The sequence below is a fragment of the Rudaea sp. genome (assembly GCF_036560865.1).
Classification (GTDB): domain Bacteria; phylum Pseudomonadota; class Gammaproteobacteria; order Xanthomonadales; family Rhodanobacteraceae; genus Rudaea.
Window position 1 is genome coordinate 1 of sequence record NZ_DATBQK010000135.1, and the last position, 13,705, is coordinate 13,705.

Sequence of the window (13,705 nt, forward strand, 5' to 3'; positions counted from 1 at the left end):
GCTTGGTGTTTCGCGATGGGCCCAGGGACAGCCTGACGCTGAATCGCTCCGAAAGCAGCGCCGGCTCGAGACCTATTCGGTGACAGGCCAGGTTTTTCAGCAGCGCGGCCGGTGGCTAGGCCCGCACCGCGTGATTGCTGCACTACATGCGCCAGCTCATGCGACAGCAGCCGTTTGCCTGCGTGGGAATGCGGGGAGTACCGCCCCTGCCCAAATACGATCTGGTGCCCGACCGTATAGGCATGCGCACTGACGTCCATTGCGGATCGCTCGGCAACCGAGTCGCTATGTACCCGCACGTTCGAAAAGTCGTATCCGAAGCGCTGCTCCATGTCCCACTGCAGAACAGGTTCTAGTGGTCTGCCAGGGCTGGCAAGTACCTGATCTACGCTGGTCGGCGCCACCTCCGACTGTCCGGTCGGTTGCACCGCGAAGCGCTGGATGCGTGCCGGCTCATTGCCGCCGCCCACATGCGATGGCATAGCCATCACCTGATTGGCGACCCGATCCGCCTCCAGTTCGAGCGGGTCATTTACCGAACCGATGCTGAGCTTGCGTTGCAGGCCAAGTTTCTTCTTGCTGCATCCGGCACACTCGCCGCCGCCTGGCGTATGCGCACCACACGCGCATTTGCGCTGCAGCAATCCCGCTCGCGGCGATATCAGCGTCGCGGGTTTGGTTGCAGTACTAGCGCTGCGCTCAGACATGAAGCCCGCTGCCCCTCGCATGATTGAGCAAGGCCAAATTGGTACTTGGCACATCTCTGGTTACCCAGCACGTCCTGACCGATTCGCGCACGGCTATATCTCCGCCACGCACTGCGTGAGGCGGACCCACGCCTCGGCGTTGTCCGCGCTGCCACAGGCGTCGTCGCAACCGGCGGTTGAGCACGTTGCATCCTTGCCCAGCTCGCCGATGCGCCCGATGTGGAAGGATTCGCGCAACAAGGCCCGCGCCTGCGCCATCTGGCCGAGCGGCAGAAAACCCGGACACAAACGCAGGCGCGGTCTTCCGATCTGCGATACGACCGGGGAGCTGTCGCAGCCCTCCACCAGCGAAGAGGCCATCTGGATATTCCTCAGCATCAGTTCCATGCGTGTCGCGCCAACGCCATCAGCGATGTGGCGCATCGGAATCGAATGCCCGAACAATTGCTCGGCCATGCTCGCGGCGCGCCGGCGAATGAGTTGTTCGGTCGTGGGTTCGCCCGGCTGGTCGAGCGGCGAATCCGGCTCGATGCCGGCCAGCCGTGCGTGCGCCTTGAACGCCCACCCGGCGGCCTTGGCCATGGCCGGTCCGATCAGCTTGTTGCGTGCATCGCCGCGTTGTTTCACACAGGCGTCGACGTCCGCCGGCGTTTTCTTGCCGGCGACGCGGCATACGTCATCGTCGAGCGGCGAGTGCACGTTGTCGTTCATGATCGAATTCGGGTCGTTGTCGACCTTCTTGTCGAGCTCGGAGCGAAACCACAGGATGCGATCGTCGATATGCATGTCGGCGTTATCCGCATGCGCTTCGATATAGTCGTAGCGGTCCTCTTCCAGCCCGAGCCGGTGATGCAGCTCGTGCGCCATCGCGGCATCGTCGTCCGCCCAGTTGTCGGAATTGGTCCACTGGCTGGTGTCGACATGCACATCGAACACATCCGATCCGCTTCGGTTCACAAAATCCACGTCCACGTTGTAGCCAAGCGTTGATGCGCGCTTCTCGATCGCATCCTCCATCGACTTGATGCGCTTCACATCGTCGGCGGTACCCTTGCCCGTGCGGATGAGATGCACCTTCACGCGCACGGCGATGTCGGTCACATCGCTCGCATCGATCTCGAATGTGTCCCCATTGAGTCCTTTGACCTTCTTGAATTTGCCCTTGTGCTTGTCGCTGACCGCCTCCTCGTCACCGGTATGCTTGGCCTGATCCGCATCGGTCAGACGCGTGGCCTCGGTGTCGGCAGCCTTTTTGGTCTCGGCCGATGTCGCTGCGGCCTTGGCACCCGGCGGTGTTTCCGGCGTACTCAGCAGCGTTTCCAACTTGTCGATGTAGTACAGCGCGTTGTCGCGCGTGCGCGTGATCGTGAGAATCTCATTGACCTGCGTGCGCGCCTGAAAACTTTGCTTGAGTAGAACCTTGTCCTTCTTGATCTTCGCGGCGCGGTCGTCGAAGTCCTTCAAGGCCGCCGGATCCGGCGTACGGCGCAATACGCCGGCGCCCTGTTGCACCACATGTGTCAGCTCGTGCGCGAGCAGACGGCGGCCGCTGGCCGCGTGCGGCTGGTACTGGCCGTGTGCGAACACCATGCGATCGCCGACCGTATAGGCCAATGCCCCGACCGCATGCGCGGACTCGTGCGCCGCGCCATCGGTATGCACACGCACGCGGCTGAAGTCGTGACCGAAACGCTGCTCCATGTCCTGCCGCAGCATCCGATCCAGCGGCCGTCCCGAGCCGGCCAGAACGCGATCCACACTGGCTGGCACCATCTCCGAATCCGAAACTTCACCGGCATGCGCGACATGGCGTTGGATGCGCAGTGGCGCCCTGCTCGCGGTGGCATGCATGGGCGCCGCCATCACTTGCTCCGCGACTCGATCCGCGTCGTGTTCCAGCGGATCGTTGCTCGCGCCAATGTTCAGCTTGCGCTGCAAGGTGCCGTGCTTCTTCGCGCAATCAGAGCACTCCGCATTGCCATGACTCTGTGTGCCGCAGGCACATTTGCGTTGGAGCAACCCAGCGCGCGGCGCGGACGTCACCGCTGACTTGATGGCGGTCGCATTACTGGCCGTTCGCTCAGACATGCTCGTCCCATCCCGCGGTGAATGATTTTGTGATTACCCAAGACGTGTCGAATATCTCTTTGCAGAAATTCATCGTGAACTCCGCTTCGGCGACGAGCCTGGAACCAAGGCCGCGTGCAGTGAGTGCGCGATTGCACCGCCCGCTGCGTTTACGCCGGCGGCGACATTCCAGGATATCGGTGCAACGGGCAGGGCTGGGGCAGCGTGGCCGGAGGCGACCCGCGGCGGCGCAGCGGCAAACAGAGCGCCAAGCTGCGTCTCCACGCTTGCACGCAACGCACGTGCCTGCGGCGGCGTGAGTGGCAAGCCGTCGACGATGAGGCGATCGATGTGCAGATGGATGTTCATGCACTGCCTGCCACGCTTTCGAGGTGGCGGAAGTCCGCTTCGTTGACCGGCTTGTCGAGCTTGCGGAATTCCCCACGCGCAGCTTCCAGCAACAGTCGCATCGTGATGCGGCTGAGCGAGCTTGCGGCGAGGAAGGCGGCGTTGATCGCGATGTTCTGGATGCTGCCGCCGGTGAGATTGAAACGCGCGAGCTGGGCGAAATCGAGTCCGCCGACATCGATTGCCGGCGGAAACGCAGCGCGCCAGATCGCCTGGCGTTCCGCCGCGGCCGGAAACGGAAAATTGATGATGAAACGCAGGCGGCGCAGAAACGCTGAATCGAGCGCGCTCTTCATGTTCGTGGTGAGAATCGCCAGACCGCTGAACGACTCGATTCGCTGCAGCAGGTAATCGACTTCGATATTCGCGTGCCGATCGTGGCTGTCCTTGACTTCGCTGCGCTTGCCGAACAACGCGTCGCATTCGTCGCAATGCAGGATCGCGCCGCCGTCCTCGGCCGCATCGAACAGCCGGCGCAGATTCTTTTCGGTTTCGCCAATGTACTTGTTGACCACGGTGGACAGGTCGACGCGGTACAACGGCAACTTCAGTTCGCGTGCGATGACTTCTGCGGCCATGGTCTTGCCGGTGCCGCTCGCGCCGGCAAACAGCACGCTGACGCCTAGTCCGCGATTCATGCGCTCGCGAAAGCCCCAGTCGTCGTAGACGATGCCGCGGTGCTCGACCTGATCGGTGATCTGCCGCAGCAGCGCTTTCTCCATCGGCGGAAGTTGCAGATCGTCCCAACCTGCCTTGGCGTCGATGCGCTGCGCGAGTTGATCGAGCGTCGGCCGCGCGCGGCCCAGACTGTAGTTCCACAGCACACTGGGCAGCCGGCTCGGGTCGTCGTGTGTCGCCGCGAGCGCATCGCCGGCGACGCGGCGAATGGTTGCGATATCGAAATTGAAATGCGTCGCGGGCCGTTGTGCGTGCACCGCGGCGTCACTGCCGAGCGCATCGATCCAGGCGGCCTTCTGCTCGCTCGGCGTCGGCTTGGCGACATCGACGGGTAGCGCATCGCGGCCGAAACCGGGCCAGGGTTCGCGCACGCCGATGAGGCATACGCCAGCGATGCGGCCGAGTACGCGCTGCACGGTAAGGCCCTGCGCGGAAACGCGATCGATTTCCGTCGCATCGACATACAGGGCAAGATTGAGCAACGCGGTTTCCCGCTGCCACAGACGCAGGAACGTTTCCTGGTCGGCGAGCGCCGCCGGAATTGTCTCGGCATAAAGGCGATGGAGATGCAAACCCAGCGCCGCGCCAATGCTCTGCGCAATCTGCAACTTGCTCGCGCTGTCGTTGCCGAGCAATTGCACGAGCGGCAGCGAGCCACCACGAATGCCGAGCTGCAGATGCGTCGTGGCCGTCGCGACGACCTGCTGCTGCGACAGCGGCAGCTCATGCACGTCCCCGGTTACCGCGTCCAGCAGCGGCGCGAGCCGATCGTCGAGATAGTTGGCGCCCTTGAGGTAGTTGACAATGCGTTCGTCGGCTTTCAGCGCGCTGCCGATCAGGGGCTGCGCGCCGGGCTGATTGATTTCGATCAGGCGCCAATAACGCAGCGGGCGCTCGGGCGACATCGCATCCCATGCAGCATTGTCGAACAGCGCCATCGCCAGACCGAAGGTCGGATACGGTTTGGATGGGTCGCGTTGCGCACGTCCGCACAGCGCGCCGATGCGCGTATCGAATTCCATCGCCGTGCACAGCAGGAGCAGATTGCGTTCGAAATCGCTCAGACCCAGACGTCGCGCGAGCAGGACGGCTGCAGGCGTGTCGTCTGCGGCAGCGCCGGCCGTTTTTGATTCCTGCGCTTCCGCCGGCTCGTTGTGCGGTTCGCCAAGGCGCGTCGTACTGGTCAACAAACCACCAACGCCGGTCGTCGCCGCAACGGGTTCACGCTTGAGCAGTCCGCTCAGCCATGAATCCTTTTTCGCCGGCACTGTTTTAGGCGGCGTCAGATTCGCGGCATCGCCAGTTGCGGCGTCGTTGGCCAATCGCTCAAGCCGCGTGCGCAGATCGGCGATCGCTGTTGCGAGATAGCGATTGTTCGTGTCCTGCCATTGCTCGTAGGTACTCATGTGATGGTGATCTGTTGCGCAGGATCGAAGGCGGGTAGGGGCGGCGTACCTGTCAGGATCACCGGGATGCTGTCGATGCCGTCGACGCGCAGACGCACGGTATAGGTCTTCGCCGTGCCATCGGCATTTTTCGCGACGCTGTTCAGGGTGAATTTCGCCAGCGATGGCGCATTTGCAGCCGGCGGCGGCTGATCGACCGAATCGGGCGTAGTTTGACCATCGCCGAACAGCAGCAGCACGCGTTGGCCGGCGGCAATTCGCGGCGTGCAGGTGATCGCGGGATTGATGGTTCCGGCGGCCGCGGTGGTCGGAGTTCGCGTGATCGTCGGCGCCAAGGCGAACGCAATTTCGTTGCTGATCAACGGCGGACCGCTGGTCTGCTGCACGATCACCGCGACGGTGTACAGACCGGGCACCCAGTTGGTCATCGCGTTGGGATCGTCGGCCAGCGACGGAATATGCAGCTTGATTTCGCCGGTTCGATCTCCGACCGTCGGCGTCAACAGTATCGGTTTCGGCAGCCGCAGACTGCTGAATTCCACCGTCGTGTTGGCGACGGCGAGATACGAGCCGGTGAGCGCGATATCGTCGCCAAGGCGCGCCGCCTGCTGCGAGCGCGGATAGCGAATGCCGTCAAGCGATGGTGCGCGCCCGGCGACCGCGACCGGTCCGCGATCGTCCGCGCTGCGTTTCAATACCGGCAGGGACGCCTTGACCGGCAAGGTGCTGTCGATCAGCAGCACGGTGACTTCGTAACCTGCCGACAGCCGATAGTTGCTCTGCAGCGCGGTCCACAGTTTGGACATCTCGTCCATCAGCAGGACGATCGGCGTGATGCGCAGGCGCTCGAATTGATTTTCGAGTCCGGAGCCGGCCAGGGCGCTGCTGATTTCCGCGCGACCGAGCAACGGATGATCGTGCAACACGCTCATCGCGCCGCCGAGTACACGATGGCTGACCGTCTCGTCGTCGTTCTCGTCGCCGTAAGCGGTAAGCATGTAGTGCAGGTTCAAGGCCAGCGGTGGTGTCGCGGTTTCGCCGGGCCGCACCTGATTCGGAATATCAAGATTGCGCCAGGCGGCGTTGACCTGGGTCTGGTAAAGAAAGATGTTGAGCTGCGCGCTGTTGTGGCCCTTGCGCGCGAGGTCCGGCGGCATCGTGGTGACGACCAGGCCAGGCAGGCTTTGATCGCGACTCGGAATCCCGCCGCTGAGCAGATGCTGCAGCGTGGTCGTGGTCGCAGCGATGGCGGTCGACTCGCTCATCGCGCACGTTCCTTGCGGTTCAGGTATTCGTCCAGGCTCATCGGTCGGCGCGGATTGTTCGTGCGCTGCTGTGGATTCACCGGCGCCTGCGTCAACGCACGAACTTCGACGCGGCCGATGCTGATATGGACGGTGGGCTCGGCTCGCGTGCCGACGGCAGCGTCTGCGTGACGCGTTTCGCGGGTCGCTTCGCGCGCACCGACAACCGATCTCTCGGGTACGCGTTTGGGCGTCAGCGTGTTTTTCGGAAGTCCGTTGTCGATCGTTGCGTTCGCGGGCGGATTCGTCTTGGAAGATGCGTCTGATACGGGTTTCGTCTGCGGCACGTCGAGACTTTGCATCGCGCTGCTCGCCAAACGTCGGGCGATGAGGCCGGTTTCACCGACGTTGCCTCGCATAGATCCGAAGGCGGGCCTGGTCGGCACCGGCTGCATCTGCCCCTGACGAGCAGGCTCGCCACGCGCGGAGGCATGCGAGTCCTGCGCATCGACCGCGCCTGATTCCGAACCTGGGTCGCTGTCCGCCGGAGTCGACACCGGTCTTGATGACCTGCTCTTGAACACTCGTGCATCTCGGCTATGCGCATGATCCGCGAAAAGCGCATCGTCACGGCTTGACGTCGCATGGTCCGGTTCGCCTGTATCGGCTTGACCGAAGGTCGAAAAGACCGAACGCCGCGTCGATACGGGCTCGAATAATCCAGGCACGCGCGGGCGCACCGCGCTTGCGCCATCGCTTGCACGCTCGACCATTTGCACGAGGAAGTTCTTTGTTCCGCCTGCCGGTACGTCGCTCATGGCTGGCTCAGCTCCAGATACAGCTGTCGCCGTGTCGGGCTCAACGCCAGGATGTCCTGCTCGCGCCACGCGTACGCACGCGCAAGCGCGTGTATTTCGTGCAGCGTGCGCTGCGCCCAAGCCTCGATTTCGCACCACAGGAACGAGGCGATATCGAACACACTTTCCCAGCGGTGATTGCACGCAGCGCACACCAGACCGATGTCCGTGCGCGCCTGCGGATCGGCGGCGGCCATTGCCGCGCCGATGGTTTCCATATCGTCCGCCGACCAAAGGGCGATGCCTGCGGTGGCGGGCAAGTCATCCACGCAACGCGCGAGCAATGCCATGCTGGCCTGCGCCGGGTCTTGCGGCAGGTCGATCAGATCGCCTGCGGTCGGCGCGTGAAACACGATGTCGCGAGCACCGATACTCAACATGTGCGCACCCGGCAGGCCTGGAGCGTCGACGCGAAGGTCGGCTAGGCGCAAGGTCGACTCGAGTTGTTCGCTGCATGCCGGGCAGGCGGCGACCAGGGTCAGTTCCGCGCCGAACAAATGCTCGCGCAATTGCAACAACAGATCGTCGCGCCGGCCGACCGGCAACGCGGCCAGTTCGCCCCAATCCGTTTCGGGGCACGCGGCCGCAAGCAAGACGAGCGCGCGCCGTGGCGAGGAGAGCTCAAGTCCCTGCTCCCAGATGCCAAGCAATTGCGCCGCGCCCAAAGCTCGCATGACACGCTAATTGGACGGATCGGTGAAGGTCGGTTCGCTCGGCTCGGGCACTTCCACATCGCGCTGCCAGCCTTCGTTTTCCAGCTTGATGTGCTGGATCGCGACCGCGTTTGCATTGGCGTCCAGGTCGGGCAGCGACTGATACTCCGACACCCAGCAGCGGAACACCTTGTAGGCAAGCGCGAGCTGTCCGGCCTCGTTGTAGAGTTCGATGATGATGTCCTTGCGAAAGCTCTTGAGCGAGACTTCGGCACCGAGGCCGGAGCCGTAATTCCACACCTTGTTAGCCCATTTCTCGAACTCGGTATCGTTGGTCACGCCGCGTTCGAGCGTGATGGCTTCGTATTCGGTGCGTCCGGGCGATTTGCGGCTCGAACTCGGGTCGCCGCCTTCGCGGTGTTTGACGACTTCCGTGGTGCGCTTAAGGCCACCCACCTTGCTGACGCCAGCAACGTAGCGGCCATCCCACTTCACGCGGAATTTGAAATTCTTGTACGGATCGAAGCGCTGGGCATTGACAGTGAACTGCGCCATGACTTACTCCTCAGGTTTGAATCTGGCCGACGATCTGTTGCAGCTGGATCACGACGAATTCCGCGGGTTTCAGCGGCGCGAAACCGACGACGATGTTCACGATGCCCGCGTCGATATCGTTCTGCGTCGTGGTGTCGGCGTCACATTTGACGAAGTACGCATCCTTCGGCGTCGTCCCCTGGAACGCGCCCTGCCGGAACAGGTCGTGCATGAACGCGCCGACATTCAGGCGTATCTGCGCCCACAGGGGCGCGTCGTTGGGCTCGAACACGACCCACTGCGTCCCGCGATACAGGCTTTCCTCTATATAAAGAGCCGTGCGCCGGACCGGGACGTATTTGTATTCGTCGGCGAACGCGTCGGCTCCTCTGAGCGTGCGCGAACCCCAAAGCACACATCCGTAAACGGGGAAATTGCGCAGGCAATTGACGCCGAGTGGACTGAGTTCACCGTTCTCCGCGTTGGTCAAAGGAACGCTCAGCGCGGCCACTCCAACCAGCGAGGCACCGATTCCTGCGGGAGCCTTCCATACGCCGCGCTGCGTATCCGTACGCGCGAAAATTCCTGCAACAACGCCGCTTGCAACAAACGTTTCCAATTGGTTTCCGCGCAGCGGGTCGGCCATTTGCACGCGCGGGAAGAACAAGGCTGCGTTGCTGCTGCGGGTTCCAACCTGATCCGGACTGGCGCTGTAACCGCTCACTGCCGAATCCGTACTCGTCCACGCCGACGGCGAATCCACCAGCAACACCGCGCGGCGTTGCTCGCAATAACTGGCGGCGGTGGCGACCAGACTGGGGTCGACATCGGCATCTTCCAGGCCGACGCTCGATGTCGGGTTGTAGGGCGGAAGGCAAAGAAGATTGAACAGCTGATTGCGCGCGTAGAGTTGTTCCAACGCATACAGACCAAGCTTGTTCTTCTGACCGTCTACCGGCAGAAAATCGGCCGCAGTCAACTCGCCACCATCCGAAACTGCAGCACGTGCGGTCGCCAATGCCGTGTTCAAGTCGGTCGTTGCCTTGGTTACCGCCGTCTGATCGCTGGTAATTGTCGCAGCAGCAGCTGCGTTGATCTGGTCGCGCAACAAGGTTGCCTGCGCAGCCGCCAAGGCATCTTCCAACTTGCCCAGAGCATCCCTGTCTTCCTTGCCTGCCGCAACGTTGATCACGGTTGCAGCCGACGGCGTGCCGTCGTAGCGAATCAACGCCGACTGGGAGGCCAGCACCTTGTCCACGCGGCGGGCGCTGTCCTTCACGGTCAGATTCAGAAAACTCTCACTGCCCCCGGTACCCGTATCGGTTACCGTGAGGTTGAACAGGTCGCCTTTGCCGCCTGTCGGACCCAGCAATGATTGTGCGACATCGACGTTGGTGTTGTCCTGATCCACGCCGATGCGCAGGTTCACCCCCCACGAGCCTTGCGACGCCGCCACAAAACTAAGCGCAAAATTAGGGTCGGTAACCGCCAACTTGGCCAATCCACCGACGGCTGCAACCGGAGGATTGGCGCCCGGGTTACCCTGATCGGTGTGATACAGGCGCACGATCACCGCCTGCTGCCCACCATTGACGAAAAAGTCGCGTACGGCAAAGCTCACGCTGCTTGCGAGCGACAAGCCGCCGAACTGGCGTTCGTAGTCGGCGAAGCTGTTGATCACGATCGCCGTATTGACCAACCCGCGCGGCGCACGGCCGACGAACGCCGTTACCGACGTCGCTACACCAATGATAGTGTGCACGCCGCTGGGAATTTCTTCGACATAAACGCCCGGGTATGTGAGCGCAACTGGCATAGATTTCTCCTCGCTCGATCAGAAAGCTTCAATGCGGATGTGGCGTCCGCTCTACCTTGTCGTCCAATGCATACAAGTCGGCTCCATCCGGCAAACGATCGCGCCGCAATACGCCGGCATCGACCAGATGGGCAAGTACAGTCTCAATGCGCACGCGCGCGATTTCGTAACGCTGCAGCGGCAGCCACCACGAGACGATGCCTTCGAGTGTGTCGGCCGCACGCGGACGACTGCCGAGATAGGTGATCACCGCATTCTCGATTTCACCGCTGCCGCCCCGGCTGCACGACTGCTGTTCGCACATGCCTGCACCTCTCTGCGCAGATTGGCAACAGAAAGAGCAATCCGCATGCCACCGACCGTGGCAAGGTAAGCGGTTGAAAAAAATCCGTTTGTTGCGAATCGACTCCTTGTTGCCCGGGTTATTTCACACCCGGTTTTATGGTGCGCCGGGTGCGCAATGACCCGGACGGTTCGTGGCAGGCGGAACGCTCGCCTGACAAACGATCGCAATACTGATGAGTCTCGTGCAGCTACTCTGGACCGAAGTGCACGCGCTCGATGCCGCGTTTTTTCAGCAGTTTGCCGAGTTGGCGCCGTTCGACGCTGGAAAGCCTTGCGGCTTCGCTGACGTTGCCGTGCGCGCGGCGCATCAGATCGATGAGATAACCGTGCTCGAACGATGCGATCGCCCGCGACTTCGCGGCGCTGAAAGTACCGCTGGGCGAATGCTCGCGCGCTTCCGCGTCGACACGGGTCGCCAGTTCCGGCAGCGCCGCCGCGAGTTCGGGCAAACCAACATCCGTCCCCTCTGCGTGCAGACAGGCACGCAGCACGACGCTTTCGAGTTCGCGCACGTTGCCGGGCCAGGCGTAGGTCCGCAGTGCGCTCAGTGCGCTCGGCCGCCAGCGTTTGCGTGTCGTCGCCAACTGTTTGCTTGCCGATTGCAGGAAGTGTTCGGCAAGTTCGATCACATCGCCAGGACGCTCGCGCAACGGCGGCACGCGCACATAAAGCGGATTGAGGCGATAAAGAAGATCGGAACGGAAGCGGCCGCTCTTGTCCAGTTCGGCAAGCGAGGCATTGGTCGCAGCGACTACGCGCACATCGGCCGCGCGCATTTTTACGGCCCCGACCGGCCGGTACTCGCGATCCTGCAGAAAGCGCAGCAGGGTAACCTGGGCCTTGGCTGACAAGGTGTCGACTTCATCCAGGAACAGGGTGCCGCCGCAGGCATGCTCGACCAGACCCGCATGATCGATCTTTGCATCGGTGAACGAGCCGCGGCAGTGGCCGAACAATTCGCTTTCGATCAGCGAATCGGAAAGCGCGCCGCAATTCACCGGCACGAAAGGCCGGCCGGCGCGCGGACTGGAGTAATGAATTTCGCGCGCGGCAAGTTCCTTGCCCGTCCCGGTCTCTCCCTCGATCAATACCGGGGCATCGCAACTGGCGAAGCGTCGCAATTCGGCGAGCAACTCGCGTATCTGTACCGACTGCCCAATCATCATGGCGGAACCCTCGACACACCTGCCGCCTCGCAGCCCACTCTTGATTGGACCCGCGCGACTCCGCCGACTCCCCCTGCCAGCAGCGACCGTTACCCGACAACGACCGCAGTCAGCCGACCTCTATATATATGTACTTCCATTTTCAAAATTGGGGATTACAAGATCTGCCACCCATTCCTTCAGAACACCGATCGACTCGAAGGCGCGCCTATCTTGCGTACCCGGCCTGCCCCCGAGGGCCAGTCGCTGGAGTCCCGTGCCTGAAATCTAAGCCCTTTGGCGGTCCGGTTCTGTGATTTCTCTCTCGTCGGACGCCCGCAGCAAAAGGCTGCTCGCAACAATGCTGGACAGCGCCGGACAGCATTTCAACGGACCAGACAGAGGAAATAGGCAGAGCATCGCGATGGCGACGCAGGGCTAGTCAAGTGGGAGATGCCGAGCGGGAGCTGCTGGCGGGATGGATCGAGGGTTAGAGCCTCTCCCCGTGCTGGACATGCCCACGGGGAGAGGTAAGTTTGGCAAGAATCTTATCTGTTGCTTTGGAAACCGGATGCCAACTCCGCATTCGGTGAACTTCAGGACCCGAAGGTCCGTGGGTACGTGTCGCTTTGGTTGAAGATGACTCTACGTCGTGGTGTTTCTTACTTCTTCTTTGCGGTCTTCTTTGCGGTCTTCTTGGCCACTTTGGCCTTTACGACTTTCTTCGCAGCTTTCTTAGCGGGTTTCTTTGCAGCTTTCTTCATAGCCATATCGCGTCTTAGCTCCTCGTCGGTTGGTAAGTGTTGCCCAGTAAAAGCGTGCAGGAACGCTTCGCACAGCAGGTCGCTGTTCGTCGCGTGCCGAAGATTGTTCACCTGGCGGCGTGTGCGTTCATCGGAGAGAAGTCTGAGTACGTGAAGCGGTATTGATACCGTCACTTTTTTCACGGCGACTGCTTTGCTGCCGTGCTCTATGTAAGGTTTTACAAACTTCGCCGCCGTCATGGAATCCATGTACAGGTGTCACGTTGGCGCAAAAATTATTCCGTAAGTGTTTTGCTGTCAACAGATTTGTGCTACCGCGCGTGCCGCCACGCCGCCGCCGCGGGCCGCTGCGGACGACCTGGGCGCTTCAAATGCCACGCATCGACGAAATTTACGGCGGGCGTAAAAACGTCCAAACGATTTTCAGGAAATCCGCGCCGAATCAATGTTTGCGCAACGCCGCGCACGGCACATGCAAAAAAAGCTATATTTGATGCGGGTTACAGCCGCTTCACGCGCATGTCAATTTTACAATTAATATACTTTTATATAAATAAAAATTGTGCGGATTGATATCGACTCACAATTTCATTGTGTTGACGCGCAATTTTCGATGCACGAAAACAGTGCCTGAACGAACGCCGGGAGCGTGAAAATTTTTTTGCGCCGGAAGCTCTCGCAGACGCGTTTTGTGACCGATTTGCGAGAATTTGCGCAAAGCGCGCGACTGCACTCGCGATTTAACGTGCGTCGAAATCAGGCGAGTGCTCGCTTCAACGCCGCCGCAAAATGATCGAGATCGTTTTCGGTTTTCGTTTCCGTCGCGCACACGAGCAGCACGTTTTCGTACTCGGAATATTCTTCACCGAGCGCAAAACCGGCGACGATGTTGTCGTGCGCGAGTCGCTCGACGACGTCGTGCGCGGAGCGCGGCAGACGCAGCGCGACTTCGTGGAAGAACGGGCGCGCGAACAACTGGCTCACACCGGCAATCGCGCAGAGCTTGTCGCGCAACAGGCGCGTGTTGCGCATGCTCGCGTTGGCCACGCGCGCGGCGCCTTCGGATCCGAGCAACGCCATC

12 protein-coding genes and 1 pseudogene are annotated in these 13,705 nt (G+C 61.6%); all 13 read right to left on the reverse strand.

Features of this window, described 5'->3' with window-relative positions; all coding sequences use genetic code 11:
- Positions 1–707: eCIS core domain-containing protein (locus tag VIE67_RS13210; RefSeq protein ID WP_332026911.1), on the reverse strand; the 707-nt coding region annotated here is incomplete at its 3' end.
- 93 nt (positions 708–800) lie between these two features.
- The gene (locus VIE67_RS13215) at positions 801–2,645 is read right to left on the reverse strand and encodes an eCIS core domain-containing protein (RefSeq protein ID WP_332026912.1); all 1,845 of its coding nucleotides are present in this window, start codon (positions 2,643–2,645) and stop codon (positions 801–803) included.
- A 219-nt stretch (positions 2,646–2,864) separates the two neighbouring features.
- Positions 2,865–3,143, reverse strand: coding sequence for a hypothetical protein (locus VIE67_RS13220; RefSeq protein WP_332026913.1), 279 nt, complete (start codon positions 3,141–3,143; stop codon positions 2,865–2,867).
- Positions 3,140–5,266 carry an ATP-binding protein gene (locus VIE67_RS13225; RefSeq protein ID WP_332026914.1) on the reverse strand — a complete coding sequence of 709 codons (2,127 nt, stop codon included), beginning with the start codon at positions 5,264–5,266 and terminating at the stop codon, positions 3,140–3,142. The genes VIE67_RS13220 and VIE67_RS13225 overlap by 4 nt, the downstream gene beginning before the upstream one ends.
- Positions 5,263–6,531: a Pvc16 family protein gene (locus tag VIE67_RS13230; protein WP_332026915.1), complete on the reverse strand. Its 1,269-nt coding sequence runs from the start codon at positions 6,529–6,531 to the stop codon at positions 5,263–5,265. Before VIE67_RS13230 ends, VIE67_RS13225 begins: the two co-directional genes overlap by 4 nt.
- The gene (locus VIE67_RS13235) at positions 6,528–7,328 is read right to left on the reverse strand and encodes a hypothetical protein (RefSeq protein WP_332026916.1); all 801 of its coding nucleotides are present in this window, start codon (positions 7,326–7,328) and stop codon (positions 6,528–6,530) included. The genes VIE67_RS13230 and VIE67_RS13235 overlap by 4 nt, the downstream gene beginning before the upstream one ends.
- Positions 7,325–8,041, reverse strand: a complete 717-nt coding sequence (locus VIE67_RS13240; protein ID WP_332026917.1) for a T4 family baseplate hub assembly chaperone — start codon at positions 8,039–8,041, stop codon at positions 7,325–7,327. The genes VIE67_RS13235 and VIE67_RS13240 overlap by 4 nt, the downstream gene beginning before the upstream one ends.
- Before the next feature lie 6 nt (positions 8,042–8,047).
- Positions 8,048–8,575 carry a phage tail protein gene (locus VIE67_RS13245; RefSeq protein ID WP_332026918.1) on the reverse strand — a complete coding sequence of 176 codons (528 nt, stop codon included), beginning with the start codon at positions 8,573–8,575 and terminating at the stop codon, positions 8,048–8,050.
- 10 nt (positions 8,576–8,585) lie between these two features.
- Positions 8,586–10,370: a phage tail sheath family protein gene (locus tag VIE67_RS13250; RefSeq protein WP_332026919.1), complete on the reverse strand. Its 1,785-nt coding sequence runs from the start codon at positions 10,368–10,370 to the stop codon at positions 8,586–8,588.
- Positions 10,371–10,398: 28 nt separating this feature from the next.
- Positions 10,399–10,674 carry a hypothetical protein gene (locus tag VIE67_RS13255; protein ID WP_332026920.1) on the reverse strand — a complete coding sequence of 92 codons (276 nt, stop codon included), beginning with the start codon at positions 10,672–10,674 and terminating at the stop codon, positions 10,399–10,401.
- Positions 10,675–10,903: 229 nt separating this feature from the next.
- Entirely contained in the window at positions 10,904–11,881 is a 978-nt protein-coding gene (locus tag VIE67_RS13260) for a sigma 54-interacting transcriptional regulator (RefSeq protein ID WP_332026921.1), read from the reverse strand.
- Positions 11,882–12,522: 641 nt separating this feature from the next.
- Positions 12,523–12,873 carry a met regulon transcriptional regulator MetJ gene (gene metJ / locus VIE67_RS13265; protein WP_343230738.1) on the reverse strand — a complete coding sequence of 117 codons (351 nt, stop codon included), beginning with the start codon at positions 12,871–12,873 and terminating at the stop codon, positions 12,523–12,525.
- A 507-nt stretch (positions 12,874–13,380) separates the two neighbouring features.
- Positions 13,381–13,705: pseudogene (locus VIE67_RS13270) on the reverse strand (aminomethyl-transferring glycine dehydrogenase subunit GcvPA); the annotation flags it as partial.